This window comes from Rufibacter radiotolerans (genome assembly GCF_001078055.1).
Taxonomy (GTDB): Bacteria; Bacteroidota; Bacteroidia; order Cytophagales; family Hymenobacteraceae; genus Nibribacter; species Nibribacter radiotolerans.
Genome location: NZ_CP010777.1, coordinates 3,515,418 through 3,535,791, shown reverse-complemented (window position 1 = coordinate 3,535,791; position 20,374 = coordinate 3,515,418). Strand labels below are relative to the sequence as shown.

At 52.8% G+C, this 20,374-nt stretch carries 15 protein-coding genes; 4 read left to right on the top strand and 11 right to left on the bottom strand.

Features of this window, described 5'->3' with window-relative positions; all coding sequences use genetic code 11:
* Positions 1-6: 6 nt before the first annotated feature.
* From TH63_RS14415 to TH63_RS14395, 5 genes are all read right to left on the bottom strand, one after another.
* The gene (locus TH63_RS14415) at positions 7-3,276 is read right to left on the bottom strand and encodes a SusC/RagA family TonB-linked outer membrane protein (RefSeq protein ID WP_053093820.1); all 3,270 of its coding nucleotides are present in this window, start codon (positions 3,274-3,276) and stop codon (positions 7-9) included.
* Between the two features lie 42 nt (positions 3,277-3,318).
* The gene (glpT, locus tag TH63_RS14410) at positions 3,319-4,653 is read right to left on the bottom strand and encodes a glycerol-3-phosphate transporter (protein ID WP_048921557.1); all 1,335 of its coding nucleotides are present in this window, start codon (positions 4,651-4,653) and stop codon (positions 3,319-3,321) included.
* A 318-nt stretch (positions 4,654-4,971) separates the two neighbouring features.
* Positions 4,972-5,700, bottom strand: a complete 729-nt coding sequence (locus TH63_RS14405; RefSeq protein ID WP_048921556.1) for an MIP/aquaporin family protein — start codon at positions 5,698-5,700, stop codon at positions 4,972-4,974.
* A 12-nt stretch (positions 5,701-5,712) separates the two neighbouring features.
* A complete protein-coding gene (gene glpK, locus TH63_RS14400; RefSeq protein ID WP_048921555.1) occupies positions 5,713-7,227 on the bottom strand; it encodes a glycerol kinase GlpK in 1,515 nt (504 codons plus the stop codon).
* 5 nt (positions 7,228-7,232) lie between these two features.
* Positions 7,233-8,882: a glycerol-3-phosphate dehydrogenase/oxidase gene (locus TH63_RS14395; RefSeq protein WP_316931926.1), complete on the bottom strand. Its 1,650-nt coding sequence runs from the start codon at positions 8,880-8,882 to the stop codon at positions 7,233-7,235.
* A gap of 601 nt (positions 8,883-9,483) precedes the next feature.
* On the opposite strand from TH63_RS14395, the gene agaR reads away from it, so the two are divergent.
* Complete coding sequence (gene agaR, locus TH63_RS14390) at positions 9,484-10,248, top strand: transcriptional repressor AgaR (protein WP_048921553.1); 765 nt, start codon at positions 9,484-9,486, stop codon at positions 10,246-10,248.
* Between the two features lie 53 nt (positions 10,249-10,301).
* Here the strand turns inward: agaR and TH63_RS14385 are convergent, their stop codons facing one another.
* On the bottom strand, positions 10,302-11,237 hold the full coding sequence (locus TH63_RS14385) for a hydrogen peroxide-inducible genes activator (protein WP_048921552.1): 936 nt from the start codon (positions 11,235-11,237) through the stop codon (positions 10,302-10,304).
* 383 nt (positions 11,238-11,620) lie between these two features.
* Between TH63_RS14385 and TH63_RS14380 the strand changes: the two genes are divergently transcribed.
* The 3 genes from TH63_RS14380 to TH63_RS14370 all read left to right on the top strand — a co-directional run bounded on the left by TH63_RS14380 (position 11,621) and on the right by TH63_RS14370 (position 13,445).
* A complete protein-coding gene (locus TH63_RS14380) occupies positions 11,621-12,097 on the top strand; it encodes a Dps family protein (protein WP_048921551.1) in 477 nt (158 codons plus the stop codon).
* Between the two features lie 47 nt (positions 12,098-12,144).
* Positions 12,145-12,702 (top strand): peroxiredoxin, encoded by a 558-nt coding sequence (locus TH63_RS14375; protein WP_048921550.1) that lies wholly within the window; start codon positions 12,145-12,147, stop codon positions 12,700-12,702.
* A 158-nt stretch (positions 12,703-12,860) separates the two neighbouring features.
* Complete coding sequence (locus TH63_RS14370) at positions 12,861-13,445, top strand: carboxymuconolactone decarboxylase family protein (protein WP_048921549.1); 585 nt, start codon at positions 12,861-12,863, stop codon at positions 13,443-13,445.
* Positions 13,446-14,146: 701 nt separating this feature from the next.
* Here TH63_RS14370 and rny read toward each other — a convergent pair.
* From rny to TH63_RS14345, 5 genes are all read right to left on the bottom strand, one after another.
* Positions 14,147-15,739 carry a ribonuclease Y gene (gene rny, locus TH63_RS14365; RefSeq protein WP_048921548.1) on the bottom strand — a complete coding sequence of 531 codons (1,593 nt, stop codon included), beginning with the start codon at positions 15,737-15,739 and terminating at the stop codon, positions 14,147-14,149.
* A 67-nt stretch (positions 15,740-15,806) separates the two neighbouring features.
* Entirely contained in the window at positions 15,807-16,097 is a 291-nt protein-coding gene (locus tag TH63_RS14360) for a cell division protein ZapA (RefSeq protein WP_048921547.1), read from the bottom strand.
* Between the two features lie 179 nt (positions 16,098-16,276).
* On the bottom strand, positions 16,277-16,573 hold the full coding sequence (locus tag TH63_RS14355; RefSeq protein WP_048921546.1) for a hypothetical protein: 297 nt from the start codon (positions 16,571-16,573) through the stop codon (positions 16,277-16,279).
* A gap of 1 nt (position 16,574) precedes the next feature.
* Positions 16,575-18,989 carry a phenylalanine--tRNA ligase subunit beta gene (pheT, locus tag TH63_RS14350; RefSeq protein WP_048922863.1) on the bottom strand — a complete coding sequence of 805 codons (2,415 nt, stop codon included), beginning with the start codon at positions 18,987-18,989 and terminating at the stop codon, positions 16,575-16,577.
* Between the two features lie 425 nt (positions 18,990-19,414).
* Complete coding sequence (locus tag TH63_RS14345) at positions 19,415-20,026, bottom strand: DUF1684 domain-containing protein (RefSeq protein WP_048921545.1); 612 nt, start codon at positions 20,024-20,026, stop codon at positions 19,415-19,417.
* Positions 20,027-20,374 lie beyond the last annotated feature (348 nt).

The window sequence follows — 20,374 nt, the reverse complement described above, 5'->3', positions numbered from 1 at the left end:
TCTTAATTAAAAGCCTACAGTCAGGTTTAACCCAAATGTTCTGGTTGAAGGGAACTGGGCAATCTCTGAGCCAGAGGAGATGTCTCCGTCTCCCAGGGTGCCAAACTCAGGGTCAAAGGCCGGCCACTCAGAGAAGACCAGCAGGTCACGGCCATACACGCCCACGCTTGCTTTCAGGATCTTCAGTTTACTCAGGTAGCTGGTAGGGATGTCATAGTCAAAGCGTACCTCGCGCAGCTTGATGTAGTCTGTGCTGAACACGTTAGACTCCAGGTTGTCACGGTTAAAGTGGGTGAAGTAGTAATCCCGGATGTTGGTGGCCACCACGTCATTAGGGCGGTAAGAGCCGTCGCCGTTCGCGATCACACCCTCGCCAATAATGCCGTTGTAGCGGCCCGGTAAGCTTTTCTTCAGCTTGCCTTCCTCCATTAATACCGCATGGGTAAGTGAGTACCCAACGCCGCCAAACTGACCGTCAAAGAGAACATTCAGCCTGAACTTGTTGTACCTGAACTCATTGCCAATGCTTCCTCTCCATTTGGGGGTGTAGTTACCCAGGTAGATCAGTTCATCGCCCAGAACCGGGTATCCTTTGTCATAGATGATCTGTCCTTCAGGTGAGCGCTTGTAGCCCAGGCCGTACATGTCTCCCAGACGGTCACCCACGCGGGCTTCCACGGTACCACGGCTACCGAAAACGGTAGACAATACCATGCTCTTCAAGCTGTCTGGCAGGCTTACCACGGTGTTCTTGTTGGCCGCAAACGTCCCGAAGACATTCCAGCTGAACCCTTTTTTAGACTTGAAAGGGGCACCGTTCAACTGAACTTCAATTCCTCTGTTCTCTACCTCGCCGGCATTGATAACCATAGAAGCATAACCGCTGGCTGGGTCAATAGGAGGGGTCACGATTTGGTCATAGGTATTGTTCTTATAGATTGACAGGTCCAGACCAAGACGGCTCTTGAACAAACGCAGGTCCAGGCCAAACTCAAGGCTGGTGGTGGTCAAGGGCTTCAGATTTGGGTTGGCAATCACAGAAGGATTGGTAAGTCCAGAAGCGAAATTGATCACCGGCGAATAGGCATAGCTAGTCAGGTAAGGATCTGTTCCACCGCTACCCACTTTGGCCCAGGAGCCTCTCAGTTTCAATAAAGAGATCTGGCTTGGTAACTCTATGGCCTCAGAAACCAGCGCACTTAGGTTCACAGAAGGATAGAAGAATGACGGGTTGTCTGACTTAACGCCGGAAACGCTTTGTGGGGTTACCAGGGTACTAGTCCAGTCATTACGGGCGGTCACGTCCAGGAACAGGAAGTCTTTGTAGCCAATGGTAGCTAAACCGTAGAAGCTGTTCACGCCGTAGCGCGCTCTTCTTGGGCGGGGCTCCACGTTGATCATGCTGTTGGCCAGGCTATAGATACCAGGGTACAACAACTTGTCTGCTCTGTATTCATCCAGAATGTAGGTGTTCTTCATGGTGCTTCCGCCAAAAGACATGCTGTACTCAAAGTCTGAGTTTCTGTTGTTCTCGTAACGCAGCAAGAAGTCACTGTTCTGCTCCTGGGTGAAGATGTCCTGCTCGCGGTACATGCCTTCGGTGAACTTGTTGGAGTTCTTAGGGCGCTGCTGGGAACGGGCTTCGGTCATGAAGTCTGTGGAGCTGCGCACCATTAGGCTCAGTTCCTTGGTGAAGTTATAGGTTGCCGAGATGTTGCCCACAAAGGTGTTTCTTCTGGACTTGTTGAGCATCTCATAGGCCTGCAGATACGGGTTGTCTAACAGGTTACTGAATGGCTTGAGCTGCTCAATTCCCTCTTTGCCCGGCAACCAGTAGTCTTTAAACCAGTTGATGTCCATGTTAGGGGTAAGCCCCCTGATGAAGTACATGATGGTTTGGTTGTTGTACCCGGTGGTAGGCAGGTTATCACTAATGCGGCTGGTGTAGTTCACCTTGGTGGCGATAGAGAGCTTGTCGTTCACCTTGTGGTTCAACTGCAGGGCCACGGTGTTACGGTCATACCCGGTGTTGGGCACAATCCAGGTGTTCTGTGAGTTGGTGAAAGAAAGACGCGCCGAGGTGTTGGTGGTTCCGCCGGACAGGGTAAGGCTGTTAGTGAACGTCTTGGCGGTTTCAAAGAAGTCTTTGCGGTTGTTGGGGTACGCTTTCCATGGGGTTCGCTGGGTAGGTGCTACCCGGTAATTGGTAGGATCATACTGGAAGTACGACTGTCCGTTGAACTTAGGGCCCCAGGCAGAGCTGGTGCTCAGCGTGCTGGAACCGTCTTCGGTATTGCCATACGAGTAATACAGGTCCTGACCGGCAGCGCCCTGGCCGTACTCGTTCTGGTAATCTGGCCAACGGTTGATAGTTGCCAAGGTGGTGTTAGAGTTAAAGGTAATGCCCATGCCTTTCTGCACAGAAGAACCTTGCTTGGTGGTGATCACAATAGCACCGTTCGCACCTCTGGCACCGTAAAGGGCTGCAGCCCCAGGGCCTTTCAGCACAGACACGCTTTCAATGTCCTCGGGGTTGATATCTGCTAAGCTGGTACCAAAGTCCACGGGGGAGTCAGCAGACATGTAAGAGCTGTTGCCATTACCCGTCTGCTTGCCGCTGCTTCCGCTCATCACCACGCCGTCTACCACAATCAGGGCCGCGTTGTCGCCGCCCAGGGAGGTTTCACCGCGCAAAACCACTTTGGTAGAACCAGCCGGTCCGCCGCCAGATTTCACCAGGTTAAGACCCGCTACTTTTCCAGATAAGGCATCGGTCCAGTTGTTAGGCATAGATTCAGAGATCTGGTTTCCGGTCACCGTGGTCACTGAGTAGCCCAGCGCTTTTTCCTCCCGCTCAATACCCAAGGCCGTTACCACTACCTCGCCCAGTTGCTTGGCATCGGTGAGCAGGCTAACGGTAAGGTTCGGCTCTGGTTTGGAAATCACCACGCGCTGCTGTTGGTACCCAATAAAGGTAAAGGAGAGGGTAGCACCAGATGCCACGCTTAGGTCAAAGGTTCCATCAACGTTGGTCATGCCAACGGCCTGGTCGTTTACAAAAATGGTTACCCCGGGCATGCCGGTGCCGTCTGTAGGATCAATCACTTTTCCTTTCACCGGCACTTTTGCCTGCTGGCCGGTCTGCTGCAAAAAGGCGCCATAGCTGGCAGGGGCTGCCTGCACGCCCGGGCCCATTAATAAAAGGCAGGAGCCAAGTAAAAGGCCTTTACCCAAGCTCAACCTGCGCGGCGGGGGTGGTTGTAAGAATGTAGTCATATGCAGTTTTTGTTGTTTGCGGTTTTAACTCAAGTTGAGAGATTATTGAAGATTGAGGTGGATTTTCTCCCGTTGCCAGGTAAGCGCCGTGAAGGCGATAGACAGCAGGCAGGCAGCCACCAGCATGATAAAGCCACCGTCCCAGCCCCACTTGTCTACAATAAAGCCCATAGCGATATTGGCGAAGAGGGCGCCACCCAGGTACCCGAACAAGCCGGTTAACCCAGCAGCGGTGCCTGCTGCTTTCTTAGGGACCAGGTCCAGGGCCTGCACGCCAATCAGCATCACGGGGCCATAAATCAGGAACCCGATAGCCACCAGGGCAATGTTGTCAATCATGATGTTGCCCGGTGGGTTTTTCCAGTAGACCAGCACCGCCACCAATACCAACACCATATAAATGATGGTGGCGGGGGCGCGACGGCCTTTGAATACCTTGTCACTGATCCAACCGCACAGCAGGGTGCCCGGGATACCGGCGTACTCATAGGCGAAATAGGCCCAACCCGTCTCCTTCACCGAGAAACCTTTGGCTTCTTCCAGGTAAGTAGGGGCCCAGTCCAGAATGCCGTAGCGCACCAGGTACACAAAGGCGTTGGCGAAGGCAATGTACCAGAGCACCCGGTTGTTGAGCACATAGTCCAGGAAAATCTCCTTGGCGGTCATTTCCTTTTCAAGGGCATCTGAGTAGTTCACGGGGTAATCATTCTTATAGGCTTCTATGGTAGGCAGGCCACAAGACTGAGGGGTGTCTCTGATAGTGAGGTAAGCGAAAAGGGCAAACACCAGGGCCACTATGCCCGGGAAATAGAACTTGCTTTCCCAGGTGCCAAAGATGGCCACGGCCGCAATGGCGATAGGGCCTACCAGGCCGCCGCCCACATTATGGGCCACATTCCAGATAGACATTTTGGTGCCTCTTTCCTTGGTGGAAAACCAGTGCACCATCACGCGGCCCGAAGGCGGCCAGCCCATACCCTGAAACCAGCCATTCACAAATAGCAAGATGAACATGATGGCAATAGAGCTGGTGGCAAAAGGAACCACCCCCATGAAAATCATGGTCAGCGCCGAAAGCACCAGGCCAAAGGTCAGGAAGGTGCGGGCATTGCTCCGGTCAGAGACGTTGCCCATCAGGAACTTGCTCAACCCATAGGCAATGGAAACCCCTGATAAGGCAAAACCCAGATCACCCTTGGAATATCCCTGCTCAATGAGGTCGGGCATGACCAGGGAGAAGTTCTTGCGCACTAGGTAGTACCCGGCGTAGCCAACAAAGATTCCTAAGAAAACCTGAAGCCGCAGTCGCTTATATTCCGGATCTATGCGCTGCAGCGGAAGTTTGTCAATATGACGGGCTGGGGAAAAAATACTCATTCGTTGTGGTGAGAGGGTGAGAAACGGTTGTTTGTGCAATCTCTTTTAAGTGGCATTTTAAACCTAAAAGAGGATCATGTTTGCAATTGGTTACTAAGTCTATATTCTTTCAAAAATAAGGCAGATTTCCCTTAAAATGGCTGCCCCTTCTTAACTTAACAAAAGATTAATATTGACTTGTCATCAGAAAAGCCCTTTTGGGTTCAGGTGGCAGACAAGTCAATATTTTCCTGTTTAGCTACCTGTCTCAAGAAAGTGCTACTTCCTTTTTTTAGTGGAGACCTGGTTACAATACCTCCTGGAATTCCAATCCTGCTGCTACTGTAGAACCAGAAAAACCCCGGCGGCCAGACTTGCGCCCAGCACGGGTCCAAGAATAGGAATCCAGGCGTACCGCCAGTCACTGTGGCACTTGTTTTTCATGGGAACCAGGGCATGCACAATACGGGGCCCCAGGTCACGGGCCGGGTTAATGGCATAGCCGGTGGTGCCGCCTAAAGACAGCCCTATGGCCCATACCAGAAACGTGACCGGCAAGGCCCCCAAAGAACCCATGCCAATGGGTGTTTTCTGGTCGCCCATCTCGGGGTTGGTGATGTACAGGATCACAAAGATCAGGACGAAGGTGCCCACTATCTCACTGAACAGGTTAGAGAATGGGTGCCGGATAGCCGGACCGGTACTGAACACTGCCAACTGCGCCAACGGGTCTTCAGTGGAGTCAAAATGCGGCTTGTATAAAAGATATACCAAAAGTGCCCCGGCCACGGCGCCAATAAGCTGCGCCAACACATAAGGACCTACCTGCTCCCAAGGAAACTTGCCTACAATGGCCAGGCCAATGCTCACGGCCGGGTTCAGGTGGGCACCGCTGTAAGGTCCGGCAATCACCACCCCAGCGAATACAGACAGGGCCCAACCGGTGGTAATCACCATCCAGCCGCTGTTATTGCCTTTGGTGCCTTTTAAGACCACGTTGGCTACTACGCCGCCGCCCAATAAAATCAGAAACATCGTGCCGATGATCTCGGCGGTAAATGCTGACATAGCGTTTCTTGGTTAAAAAGTAGAAGGTTGTGACTGATCATCCTGAGACCAGGCTTTGGCAGCGCGTACTGCCCGTAACCAACCGTTGATCCCCGTCTGGGTCTCCTGGGCCGGGTTCGCCTCAAAGCTGTTTTTGATGATCCATTGCTCCTGAATGTCTTCCACGCTGTCCCAGAAGCCAGTGGCCAGGCCTGCCAGGTAAGCGGCCCCAATGGCGGTGACTTCGGTGATGGCCGGTTTCACTACCCGGGCGTTCAGGATATCGGCCTGGAACTGCATGAGCAGGCTGTTCTCCGTGGCACCGCCGTCTACCCGCAGTTCCTTGATCTCAATACCAGAATCTGCCTCCATGGCTTTAAGCACCTCCATGGTCTGGTAGGCGATGCTCTCCAGAGCGGCGCGGGCCAGGTGCGCCGAGGTGGTACCGCGGGTCATGCCTACCATGGTGCCCCGGGAATGCTGGTCCCAGTGGGGGGCGCCCAGACCGGCGAAGGCCGGAACCAGGTACACGCCGTCGGTGCTGGTCACGCTGGCAGCCAGTGCCTCAACCTCAGACGAGTGGGAGATTACGCCCAGCCCGTCTCTAAGCCACTGCACCACGGCGCCGGCAATGAAAATACTGCCTTCCAGCGCATAATGCACCTGGTCTTTTATTTTCCAGGCCACGGTGGTCACCAGCTTGTGGTTGGAGACAATGGGTTTCTCACCAATGTTCATGAGCATGAAGCAGCCGGTGCCGTAGGTATTTTTCACCATGCCGGGCTTGGTGCACATCTGCCCGAATAGGGCAGCCTGCTGATCGCCGGCAATACCGGCAATTGGAATCTGGGTGGCAAACAGGGAGCCGGACGTGTGGCCCACCACTTCACTGGACGAAGTGACGGTAGGCAATACACTGGCTGGAATGTCAAACAGGTCCAGCAGTTCCTGGTCCCAAGCCAGGGTATGGATGTTAAACAGCAGCGTGCGGGAAGCATTGGAGACATCCGTTACGTGGGTCTGACCGCCGGTCAAGTTCCAGATAAGCCAGGAATCTACCGTCCCGAACGCCAGGTGCCCGGCATTGGCCAGCTCTCTGGCGCCCGGCACGTTCTCCAGCATCCAACGTGCTTTGGTGGCTGAGAAATAGGCATCTATCACCAGACCGGTTTTCTGCTGGATCATTTCCTCCAGGCCCTGTTGCTTGAGGCTGTCACAGTACCCGGCGGTGCGGCGGTCCTGCCACACAATGGCATTGCAGATGGCGGCGCCTGTGCGGCGGTCCCAGAGAACGGTGGTCTCGCGTTGGTTGGTAATGCCTATGGCCGCAATATCCTTGGCGTGCAGCCCTGCCTTGGAGATAGCCTCGGCAGCCACGCCTAGCTGCGTAGACCAGATCTCACTGGCATTATGCTCTACCCAACCCGGCTGCGGGTAGAACTGGGTAAACTCTTTCTGCGCCAGGGAAACAATGTTTCCTTGTTTATTGAAGACAATGGCTCGGGAGCTGGTTGTGCCTTGGTCAAGAGAAAGTATATGCTGTGCCATAATTCTTAGTGGTTGTGGCTGATGTGCGCGTTGGAGGAAGCAAAGGCTGCGTGAGGCGTGTAAGGCTCCAGTAGGTAATGGCTTGCCAGGGCATTGAAGTCCTGGATCTGCTTTTGCTGCCAGGCATCATCATACCCAAGCTCAGTGGCCATAAGTTGGGCCACTTGGGGGGCCATGTCCATGGCGGCGCGGGCATCCAGAAACAGAATGCGCATTCTGCGGGCCAGCACGTCTTCCACGGTGCGGGCCATTTCATTCCGAACCGCCCACACCACCTCGGCGGCAATGTTAGGGAAGCGCTCATGCAACTGCTGGATCAACTCTGGGAACTGGGCCGCCAGCTCTTTGATGTATTCTTTATCGGTGCCGTAAATGGCAAAGTGCTCGGTCTTCTTTTGTGGGGTGGCGTAGCCGTGTATTTTAAGGCTGGCCGTCACGCAGGGCTTGGCCGGTACCTGTCCCAGTTCAATGGCTTTGTCTACCGTGTCCTCGGCCATTTTGCGGTAGGTAGTCCACTTGCCGCCGGTAATGGTGATGAGACCCGACGGCGCGGCCAGCAGTTTGTGGCTGCGCGAGATCTCTTTGGTGCTGTTGGTGTTCTTGGTGGGGGCCGCCAGAGGCCGTAAGCCGGCGAACACACTTAACACGTCTTTTCTGGTGGGCTTTTTGACCAGGTATTTACTGGCGGTTTCCAGAATGAAATCTATTTCCTGCTCCAGGGCAAGGGGTTCCAGGCTGCTTTTGTCTAAAGGGGTATCAGTGGTGCCCACCAGCAGGTGCTTGTGCCACGGAACCACGAACAGCACGCGCCCGTCTGGCGTCTTGGGGATCATCAAGGCGTTGTCGCCTTCCAGGAAGGAGCTGTCTAGGACCACGTGCACGCCCTGGCTGGGGCGTACCAACGGCTGTTGCGCCGGGGCGTTCATTTGCAGTATATCGTTCACGAAAACTCCAGTGGCGTTGACCACAGATTTTGCTTTGAGTTGGTATTCCTGGCCAGATTCCAGATCGCGGGCCTTTACGCCGGCTATCTTTCCCTTGGAGTCTTTGAGCAGGTTCATTACCTGCATGTAGTTCAGGAGCACGCCGCCCTGCTCGGCGCAGGTCTGGGCTAGGTTAAGAGCCAGGCGGGCATCGTCAAACTGACCGTCAAAGTACTGTACGCCACCCTTAAGGCCTTTTTCCTGAATGTTGGGCAGCAACCGCGCTACTTTCTTGCCAGACAAGACGGTGGTTTTGTTGAACCGGTAACGGCCGGCCATTAAATCATAGATCGTAAGGCCCACGCCGTACATGATCTCGTTCCACCAGCTGTAGTTAGGAATCACAAAAGACTGGATATTGACCAGGTGGGGAGCGTTCTGGAGTAACAGGCCGCGCTCATGCAGGGCCTCCAACACTAATTTAATATCGCCTTGTGCCAGGTAGCGTACCCCGCCGTGCACCAGTTTGGTGCTGCGGCTGGACGTGCCCTTGGCAAAATCTGACTGCTCTAGTAATAAGGTCTTAAAGCCGCGTGCGGCCGCATCTAGTGCTACCCCCAGGCCAGTGGCGCCTCCGCCAATGACAATCATGTCCCACTCCGCCGTTCTTTTTACCTCCTCCAGAAAGGAATCTCTCTTAAAGGTTAGATGATTAGGTTCTTTTACTTTCACGCCAATTACTTTTAAGCCTTATTCTGTTTCTATTTATTTCATTTTAAAATTATGTACTTCAAATAACATAACCAAACGAAATTAAATAAAACACCTGTGTGGCAGCAGGTAATTTTGTAAAAATGGCAAAAATGGAAGGGAAGTAACAAGAGAAAATCTTCTTTGGCCGTCAAAAGCCCAAGGTGATTTTAGGTGGCAAATAACGGAAACAAGGGAAGGGCCGAGGCAAGGAAATGGAGCAAACGAGCAGGGAAGGGTGGGTGAATCTATTGTAATATACAGAGACGAAGGCTTTATTGAATGCTGTTTTAAGGCCGTTTTTGATGAAATAAACCTAAACTGGCTTTAGTGGTTATAGTAGGGGTGGCGAAATTTTACCTGTTTAGTTTCTCTGAAATACTATCCCTGCAGCTTCTACCTTTTGGACCTGAGAAAGGAACCATTGAGAGATTATAGCCCCGGGGTGCCACTTCAGGAAATGGCTGCCCCATGAATATTGCGAAACGAAAGGCTTTGTTTCGGTTTGAAAAATTTTAATTTTGTGTAAAAGCGAAACCACTACTGTTTGTTTGCTTTTGTTACGATCTGAAAACCTGGCATCATGATTAATATTACGGAACGGCACCAGCATATCTTAAACAAGCTTCAGCAGAAAGGGCAGGTGCAGGTATTGGATCTATGCGAGGAGCTGAGCGTTTCATCGGTGACCATTAGAAAGGACCTGAAACTGCTGGAAGACAAAGGCCTTTTGTTTAGGACCCACGGCGGCGCCACCCAGAACAACCCCTACACCATTGACCGGCCGGTGAATGAGAAGGAGACCATGCAGACCGGTGAGAAAAAGCTCATTGGCACGGCCGCGGCCAGGCTGGTGCAGCCTAACGACTCCATACTTATCGCCTCTGGTACCACGGTCATGGCGCTGGCCAAAAGTATACAGCCCCAGGAGAGCCTGATGGTGATTACCTCGGCGCTGAACGTGGCCCTGGAGCTGTTGCGCCACCCCGAGGTGGAGGTGCTGCAACTAGGCGGCCTGCTTAGGAAAAGCTCTTCCAGTGTTACCGGTCCTTACGCGGAAAGCGTGCTCGCCGATTTTTCCTGCAGCAAGTTGTTTCTGGGCGTAGACGGCATTGACATAGAGTTTGGCCTCACTACCACCAACGTGATGGAAGCCCGCCTGAACCGCCAGATGATCAATATCTCCCAGAAAACTATTGTATTGGCAGACTCCTCTAAGTTTGGACGCCGGGGTTTTGGCCGTATCTGCGGGTTTGAGGACATTGACGAGATCATCACCGACAAAGGCATCTCTGAGCACACCATAGATACTCTCAAGGGTATGGGCGTGAAAGTGACCATTGTCTAACCTTTCTATTTGCTGTTTCAGGGCTTTTTTCTCAAAAACGGGCCTGAAACAGGTTACTTGATTTTTACCACCCGCACAGGGTTCCGTTCACGCAGTCCGGCTGGCAGGTGGCCCACAATCTCATCGCGCAGCGCCTCAATCATGCGTTTCTTCAAAAAACTGCGGTGCACTACCAGGCTCACTTCCCGCAAGGGCTGCGGCTCCGCGAAGGGCCGTACCATGGCTTTCTTCTCCTCAGACAGTTCCTGCACCGATAGTTCGGGTAGCAGAGTCATACCGCTCTGGGTTTCTACAATACGTTTAAGGGTTTCCAGGGAGCCGCTTTCATAATCTAAGTGCACGTTGCGCGTGCTTTTGGCGCGGTTGCAGAGCTGCAGTACCTGGCTCCGGAAGCAGTGGCCCTCATTGAGCAGCCATAAATCGGCGGGGTCAATTTCCTCGGCGGTGATGGTTTTCTGTTTGGCCAGCGCGTGTGAGGGGTGAAGGTAGCCCACGAAGGCCTCATAGAAAAGCGGCACCTCCACCATGGTTTTGTCATTGAGTGGCGTCACCAAAAGGCCCACATCCAATAGCTCCAGCCTTAGTTTCTCTACAATGCTGCTGGTTACCAGTTCCTGAATGACCACGTGCACCTGCGGGTATTTCTGAATAAAGTCGGTGATGAACAGCGGGATTAGGTAGGGGGCCAGGGTAGGGATGACGCCAATCCTGAGTTCTCCGCCAATGCCGTCGCGCTGTACCTTGACCAGTTCCTCAATCTTCTTGAACTCAGCCACCGTCACGCGCGCCTGCAGAATGATCTCAATGCCCAGTTCAGTGGGGCGCACCGGCACGCGGCTGCGGTCAAATACCTGCACGCCAAGTTCTTCCTCCAGTTTCTGGATCTGCATGCTCAGGGTAGGCTGCGTCACAAAACACTTTTCGGCGGCCGTGGCGAAGTGGCGGTAAGTGTCAACGGCTAGCAGGTATTCCAGTTGGGTAAGCGTCATGAGTAAAGGTGTAAAGATGTGTGATTTCTGTTTTGAGCCTGTTTTTAGGAAACCGACTTTAAACAGGGGTTTTAGCGAAGCGTGATAGTCAGACAGGTGCCTTTTGCTCGCGGGGTTTCCTTCGGGAAAGGTCTCTTTTCCAAAGGAATCCTCAGCTTTCAAATTAATATTTCCCCTATAGAACTGGGGTTATGCATTTATATCTGGTGCCTGTACCTGGACTGGATTTGCCTTAATCCCTTGACGCCTATCTGATTGACTAAAGATAATAGTTTTTAGTGATAATGGTATAGGCATTATCGATTTGAGTGATAAAATCATTCGGGTCACCTTTGTCGTAAGGTTAGGCAGTGAATCATGATTTTCTAACCAATTACACAACTATGGAATCGCATAACGAATTAGGGCTAGCCCGCAGAGACACCAAAGATTTAGCCGTTAAGCTCAATGAGCTGCTGGCCAATTACCATGTCTATTACCAGAACCTGCGGGCCTTCCATTGGAACATTAAAGGCGGCAACTTCTTTGCGCTGCACGCCAAGTTTGAGGAACTGTACACGGCCGCTTTTGAGACCATTGATGAGGTGGCCGAGCGTATCCTGACCCTGCGTCACACGCCCATGCACAGCTTCTCAGACTACCTGGCCACCTCAACGGTGCAGGAAAGAAAGAACCTGACCTCAGACAAAGAGACCGTGGCAGCCACCGTGGAGAACATTGGCCAAATCATCCATTTAGAGCGCGAGGTGCTGGCCCTGGCCGGCGAATTGGAGGACGAGGGAACCCAGGGGCTCATCAGCGATGACCTGAACACCCTGGAGAAAAACCTCTGGATGCTGAACGCTTTCCAGGCTGATTAAACCCCGCTCCGCTAAACCCTTTATTTTCTTTTAACCATCTATATACCATGTACCAAAACCGAGTTTTATCTGTTGGGGCGGAATTCCCTGCCTTTTCCAAAAAAGCTGTTGTTTCTTTAGAGAGAGACCAAGAGTTTAGAACCATCACTGAGCAAGAGCACCGCGAAAACGACCAATGGCTGGTAATGTTCTGGTGGCCCAAGGATTTCACCTTTGTGTGCCCTACTGAGATTGCCGAGTTCAACAAGAACTATGACGAGTTCCGGGACCGTGACACTCAACTGATTGGCGCCTCTACAGACTCTGAGTTTGTGCACGCCGCCTGGCGCCGCGACCACGACGACCTGCGTGGCCTTCGTTTCCCTATGTTAGCCGACACCTCTAAATCCCTGGCCGAAGAGCTGGGTATCTTAGACGCCGAAGAAAAAGTTGCCTACCGCGTGACCTATATTGTTGATCCACAAGGCATCATCCAGTGGGTGAGCGTGAATGGACTGAGCGTGGGCCGCAACGTAGCCGAAGTGCTGCGCGTGCTGGACGCCCTCCAAACCGATGAGCTTTGCCCTTGCAACTGGAAAAAAGGCGAAGCCACTTTAGCTGTTTAATTTCTTTTAAAGGAAGTCTGCGGAAGGTCGGATTTTAGTGTCTGTCACTTTCCGGCCCCGCAGGCTTTTTTCTACTTAGGTTACGGGCGTGTTTGTCTACCCATGATCCAAGCGGTACTCCTAATCACTAATAACGAATCACTACCAACTATAAAGCCATGCTTTCTGTCATACAAGAAACCCAACAAGATTTCCTGAAAGACCTAGGTCTTTCTGACCAATCCTTCGCGCGCCTGGACCAATTGGTTACCGGCGACTCCAAATATCTGAAAGACCTGCGCATCAACCTTAAAACCGCGCTGCAGTCTGAGAACGTGACCTCCAAAGAAGCCTACCTCATTGCCCTGTCGGCGGCGGTGAACGAGGAAAATAACACGCTGTCTGAGTCATTCCGGACGCTGGCTGCTGCCCACGGCGCCACTGACGCCGAGCTAGCTGAGGCTGTTGCCGTAACGTCTCTGCTGAGCACCAACAACATCCTCTACCGCTTCAAACACTTCATGCACACAGATTTTTATGAATCTGCCGCGCCAAAAGTGAAAATGAACATCATGATGAACCCGGTAACCGGCAAAGAATTCTTTGAACTGGTGAGTCTGGCTATCTCGGCTATCAACGGCTGTGAGCGCTGCGTGACCTCCCATGAAGAATCTGTGCGCAAATTAGGCGCCTCTGAGCAACGAATCTTTGATGCCGTGCGTATTGCCGCCGTAGTGGTGGGCGTGAGCAAGGTGATTAGATAAGTATCCTCTCAACTGATATATAATATACCCCATTACCAGGAAACTAGCAGTGGGCCAAGAAACCGCGGTAGGCATTCGTCTATCGCGGTTTTCTTTTTGTGAAAGGTGGTTTGAGTGTGGTTGTGGGAAAATGGCCTCAAAACGCAATGCCCTCAACTAAGCGCAGACTCTCCCCTTGAGGGGAGCGCAGAGGGGTGTTTACACCTGAGGATGATGGCGTTCCTTACTTTTGCTGTAGGGGCAGGGCTTGACCTGTCCGCACGCATTGCCTTCTTCTGCGTCCCCCTTTGAAGGGGGTAGGGGGATGACAACTTACGCTGATAAATCTGTTTTAAGCTTGTTTTTCACAAAGCAGACCCAAAACACAGACTTCAGAATTGCCTTCCATGAATGGAAAGGGGTGGGGTGAGGGAGAAGCGGCAGTTCCAGGGCAAATGCTGGGTTACAGCTGGAGCCGTTTCGGACAGGTCAAGCCCTGTCCCTACAAGCAAAAGTAAGGAACGCCAAATCTGCAGGTGTAAACACCCCCCTGCGCCCCTCAAAGGGGGAATCACTTGGGAACGCTTTTAGGTACATAACCAGTGCACCACAGGAGCAGGGATTGCCCCTACAAACAAAAACGCCCGTCGCTTTTCGGCAACGGGCGTTTTAAAGGTGTTTTTCGGAAATCAGCCTCAAAACAGAAGGCTAATCACTCATAACTATTTGGCGTAAGAAACGGAGCGCATTTCCCGGATGACCGTGATCTTGATCTGGCCTGGGTACTGCATCTCTTTCTCAATCTTCTGCGAGATATCAAAAGACAGCTGGGAGGCGCGTTCGTCGGTCACGTTATCGGCGTCTACCATCACGCGCAGCTCGCGGCCGGCCTGGATGGCGTAGCACTGGTTCACGCCTTCAAAGGAGTGGGCGGTTTCTTCCAGTTCTTTCAGACGCTTGATGTACGACTCCATGATCTCGCGGCGGGCACCAGGGCGCGAGCCGGAAATAGCATCACAGGACTGGATGATAGGCGAAATCATGGCCGTCATCTCAATCTCATCATGGTGAGCGCCAATGGCGTTACACACATCTGGGTGCTCTTTGTACTGCTGGGCCAGCTGCATACCAATAATAGCGTGCGGTAATTCCGGCTCCTCAGTGGTTACTTTTCCAATATCGTGTAACAGACCGGCGCGTTTGGCGTGTTTCACGTTTAGGCCTAATTCAGCGGCCATGGTGGCGCAAAGGTTCGCTACTTCTCTGGAGTGCTGCAGCAGGTTCTGGCCGTAGGATGATCTAAAGCGCATGCGGCCCACCATTCTGATCAGTTCGGGGTGCAGGCCATGTATGCCCAGGTCAATGGCGGTACGTTCGCCAATCTCCACAATCTCGTCGTCAATGCTTTTCTTGGTCTTGGCCACCACTTCCTCAATACGAGCCGGGTGAATGCGTCCGTCGGCTACCAGGCGGTGCAGCGAAAGGCGGGCAATCTCGCGGCGTACCGGGTCAAAGCCAGAGATGATAATCGCCTCAGGCGTGTCGTCTACAATGATCTCTACACCGGTAGCAGCTTCCAGTGCCCGGATGTTCCGGCCCTCACGACCAATGATCTTGCCCTTAATGTCATCAGACTCAATGTTGAAGATAGACACGCAGTTCTCAATGGCGTGCTCGGCGGCGGTGCGCTGAATGGTCTCAATCACTACCTTTTTGGCTTCTTTGGTAGCGGTGAGCTTGGCCTCGGCCACAATGTCTTTGATGTAAGAAGAGGCGCGGGTAGAGGCTTCAGACTTCAGGTTTTCTACCAATTGCTCGCGGGCTTCGTCGGCAGACAGGTTGGCAATGCGCTCCAGGCGGCTCAGAATCTCGTGGTGGTCTTTCTCAACCTTGGCTTGCTTGTCGCGGAACTGGGCTTCCAGGTCTTCTTTGCGTTTATTGAAGCCTTCCAGCTGCTGGTTGAGTTTGTCTTTGAGAACGTCGGTTTCCTGCTCTTTTTTCTTGAGGTCTTCCTGCTGCTTGGTAATGAACTGCTCGCGCTGCTTTACCTTGTTCTCATTCTGGATGATGATGTTTTTCTTGCGGTTGGCCTCTTCCTCGTACTCGGCTTTGAGCTTCAGGAAATGCTCCTTGGCTTCCAGCATCTTGTCTTTCTTCTGGCTTTCGGCTTTGGCTTCCGCTTCGCGGATGATGAGTTTGGCGCGTTCGGTGGCTTGGTGCTCCTGCTCCTTGAAGAGCTTCAGAAGCATGACGCGGCCGGCATAAAAGCCGATGCCCGCGCCCACCAGCGCTGCTAAAATGATATAAATAGTCATGGCTATAACTTTAAAAAAGGTTAAGTATAGCAATGACACGTCGCCAAGGGTGGCGGAGTGGATGTGTTTATCCGAGCTGCAGGGAAGAGAGCAGTTGGTTCAAAGAAGAGAGTTTCTGCTCCAACGTAAGTTGGGTTTCAACGGCGGCGTCTTCCGTCTTTATCTTGTCGGCGGCGGTTTCCAGTGCAATCATGGCCAGCAGATCCTGCTTGTCATGAATCCCGAACTCCTCCCTGAACATTCTCAGGCGCTCGTTCAGAAACTTTCCGGCCTGCCGCAGCCTTTCTTCCTCGTCCTCGTTTACCCGCATCGGATACTCGCGGTCGGCTATCTTGATTCGTATAGATAACTCACTCATCTCCAGATGCTGTTAAATGCTGCCGTGGCGCGTTTGTTTGTTAGAAGGTTGCCCTGCGTGGTGTTTAAAAAGTAAAAATGCCGCATGTCAAGCCTTAGGTTCTAAATTGGTATGTCAGCGTGCAAAGGCACGCAAAAGAGAGAACAAACAACAATCGCATCCAGACAACTTCCGTTCTACTATTCCCTTAAATAAGCAATGCACTTGTCTATTTCGCGCAGGTACTCATTTATTTTTAGCTTCAACTCCGTTGAATTGGTAGTGTCTACTGCTATGGTTTGTACAATTTTACTAATATTATCTTGATTCTGAAAATTTTTTATCTCAGCGTCTTTCTCCTGAATCACTTGCTGTAGGCGCGCAATTTCCTGGTGGGCGGCCTGCAGCCGCTCCTGGCCCGCGTGGTATTGCTGTACCAGTTGGTGCACTTTGTCCTCAATGGCCTGTATCTGGGTAAGGTAGGATTTGGCTGCCATCTTACTTCCTGATTACGGCTCCTAGCTGGTGCTCAAACTGTTGCATCAAACGGCTCATGGTAGAATCTATCACTTTGTCAGTTAAGGTCTGGTTCTGGTCCTGCAGGGTTACGCTGATGGCGATGGCTTTCTTGCCGGCCTCAATCTTGTCTCCCTCATAGACGTCAAACACGTTCACATCTTGCAGCAGCTTGCGCTCCACGCGCTGGGCCACCTGCTTAATCTGGTCAAAAGATACACTTTTTTCCACCACCAATGACAAGTCGCGGCGCACCTCCGGGAATTTAGACAGCTCGGCAAACACCAGCTTGTCTTTGTAGTTGCGCAGCAGGTAGTCCCAGTTCAGTTCGGCGTACCACACCTGCTCCTTCACGTCTACCTGTTTGCACACGCTTTCCTTGAGCAAGCCAATGTGGCCCAATGTCACGTCGCCTTTCTGGTAGGTCACGCCACCCGCTAAATAAGGGTGTTCTGTGGGCTTGGTGGTGAAGTGAGGCTGACGGCAAAGCGTGAGCACCTGCTGCACCTGGCCCGCCAGGTCATGGAAAGAGGCCTTGGCCGAAGCCTGCTGCCAGCTTTCGGCGGCTCGGTTACCGGTCATGAACAGCGCCAGGTAATTGTTCTCTTTGTATTTCTCGCCGTCTTTGCGGTAGGTCTTGCCAATCTCAAAGATCTTGAGGTCGCGCTGGCGGCGGTTAATGTTGTGGCGCAGCACCTCCAAACCCGAGTACACCAATGTCAGGCGCATGGCATCCAGGTCCTCAGAGTTGTAGTTCAGGATAGGCACCAGTTCGGCCGGAGTGTTGCCCTCAGCGTCTTTGTAATAGTTGGAGTTGGTGAGCGAGTTGGTGATGGTCTCCAGAAAGCCGTTGGCCGCCAGGGCATCACCAATACGGGCTGTAGTTACCTCTGGATCCGGGTTGGGGAACTTGGCCAGATAGCTGGCCGCCAGGTTCTCGCTCAGGGTAATATTGTTGTAGCCGTAAATGCGCAGCACCTCTTCCACCACATCGGCTTCGCGGGTCACGTCTACTTTATAAGCCGGAATATTCAATAGCAGGTCCTCCGCAGTTTCTTCGGCCAAGCCCATGCCCAGGTCCGTTAAGATCTCTTTGATTCTGGCTTCGCCGATGTGCTGACCAATAAGTTGGTGCACCCGCGCGTAGCTGATTTGTATCTGCCTTGGTTCAATAGGAGTAGGGTAGACGTCTACAATCTCAGAGGAAATTTCACCGCCGGCCACTTCCTGAATCAACAGGGCGGCGCGTTTCAAGGCGGTAATCACCATCTCAGGATCGGTGCCGCGTTCGTAACGGAACGAAGAATCGGTCTTCAGGCCGTGGGTCTGCGAGGTTTTTCTAATGCCGGCCGGGGAGAAGTAAGCGCTTTCCAGGAAAATGCTCTGGGTCGCCTCAGTTACGCCTGCCTGCAAACCGCCGAACACGCCCGCCAGCACCATCGGTTCCTCGGCGTTGCTGATGGTCAGGTCCTCGGCGCGCAGGGTGCGCTCCATGCTGTCCAGGGTGGTGAACTTGGCGCCCTCGTTAGCATTCTTTACAATGATTTTACCACCCTTGATTTTGGCGGCGTCAAAGGCGTGCATAGGCTGGCCCAACTCGTGCAGCACGTAATTGGTCACATCTACCACGTTGTTGATCGGCGACAGGCCAATAGCCCGCAGCCGCTGCTGCAACCACTTCGGCGACTCCTGCACGGTCACACCCGAGATGCTCACCCCGGCGTAGCGCGGACAAGCCTCGGGGTTCTCAATCTCCACGGAGATAGGCAGGCTGGTGTTAGCAACCTGGAAGCTACTTAGGTCTGGTAACTGATACGGCGTCTTGAGCAAGGCCTGCAGGTCGCGGGCAACACCCAGGTGCGAGGCGGCATCGGCGCGGTTAGGCGTGAGGCCGATCTCAAACACCTCGTCAGAGGCCAGTCCGAAGAACTGGGCTGCCGGGGTACCGTTGGGCAGATCGGTATCCAGTACCATGATGCCCGAGTGGTCATGGCCCAGGCCAATCTCGTCCTCGGCGCAGATCATGCCTTCAGACACGGCGCCTCTTATCTTTGATTTCTTGATCTGGAACGGCTCGCCGCCCGCCGGGTACAGGGTAGCGCCCACGGTAGCAATCACCACTTTCTGACCCGCTGCCACGTTGGCCGCGCCGCAGACAATGTGTTTGGGTTCACCGTCGCCGGTGTCTACGGTAGTTACGCTCAGTTTATCGGCATCGGGGTGCTTGGCGCAGGTAAGCACTTCACCAATAACCATGCCCTGCAAGCCGCCGGGAACCGCCTCCACAATGTCAATGCCTTCTACTTCCAGGCCGGCATCTGTGAGGAGTTTGCCCACTTCTAGGGCGGGTTTATCTATAGCAATTAAGGTTTTAAGCCAATCAAGGGATATGCGCATGGTGTTGGTTCTCTGATTATGAAAGGTGCGGACATGCCCCACCAGAAGCCGTTTTGCGGCTACAATTTTCAAAATTACCAAAAACTGGTAAACATGGGTGTAAAGGAGGGAATTTTTGTGGCGGGGAGAGGGTGGTGGTCTAGGAAAAGGCGGTAGGAATGATGCGTTTTAAGGCCGTTTTCTGGAAAACAGGCTGAAAACGGGTTTTCAAGTTTTGGGAAGGTGGAGGAAATTGGCACAGACACTCGCAGGACCTCCGTACGCTACGAGGTCTTTGGAGCGGGCGGTATTACTATCTGGCGCGAGTCTCCAGACTCGTGACATGGGATGAATTGAGTCTCCAGACTCACCGGGAGCCACGGGCCAGTGAGTGTTTTAGTTATCTGAAATTGTATCGCTAAGAACTAACTACTAACAACCAACTGCTAATCCTTCTTAGCATATTCCTTCTCACCAGCCGGAATCTTCACCTTAAGGCGATTCTCAGCAGGTGGCATGGGGCAGGCGTATTCTGGGTTGTAGGCACAGAAGGGATTGTAGGCCTTGTTGAAGTCCAGGATAATCGTCTGGCCGAGAGGAATAGCGTCTAAGTAACGGCCGCCGCCGTAGGTCTCGAAGCCATTGGTTTGGTCGGTGAAGGGGATGAAAAGGCTGTCTGAGGTAGCGCCGGCTTTCTGGTAAAGGGTAAGGGTGTGGGTCTGGCCGTCCAGCTCAAAGGAGGCCTTGCCTTTTACGAAATAAGGTTCCTTGTCGCCGGTGCTCATGGCCATGGCTACGGGTTCGGGGCGCTCTTCTGCTTTAAAGTCTGCGGAGATTTCATAGTCCCGGGAGGGTTCATAATACTTTAACCCGGTAAAGGCGCGGCGCAAGGTGTCTGGCAGGGGAGAGCGGGAAACGCTATGGAAGGTGAGGTCTTTGTTTTGCCGAAATTTCTGCACGGCAAGGTTGTAGCTTTCATCGTTGAAAAACAGGTCCTTGAGCAGGTAACCCATAATGAGCAGCACGCCGATAATGATAATGTATCTGAATCCTTTCATGAACTAAGGCAGGTTGAGCGCGCAAAGGTCGGAAAGAAAATGATACGGTGGAGAAAGAAGCCGTTTTGGGCCTGTTTTTCTAAAGAAGGAGAGATGTAGCGGCGTTACACTGTAACGCTGTGGTTATATGACACTGAAACGTCTCCACAAGAACAGGCCTTAATACACAGCAGAAATCTTTTTGCAAAATGAGGTTTTTCAGTATTCTGAGGCGGCTTTGCTGCGTAGCACCACGGCGTTACAGTGTAACGCCGCTACAATTCTGGAATGGCATTTTGAGCCTGTTTTCCCAAAAACACGCCCAAAACAAAAGGCAGCCACTTTTCAGCAGCCGCCCTTTCCAAATTA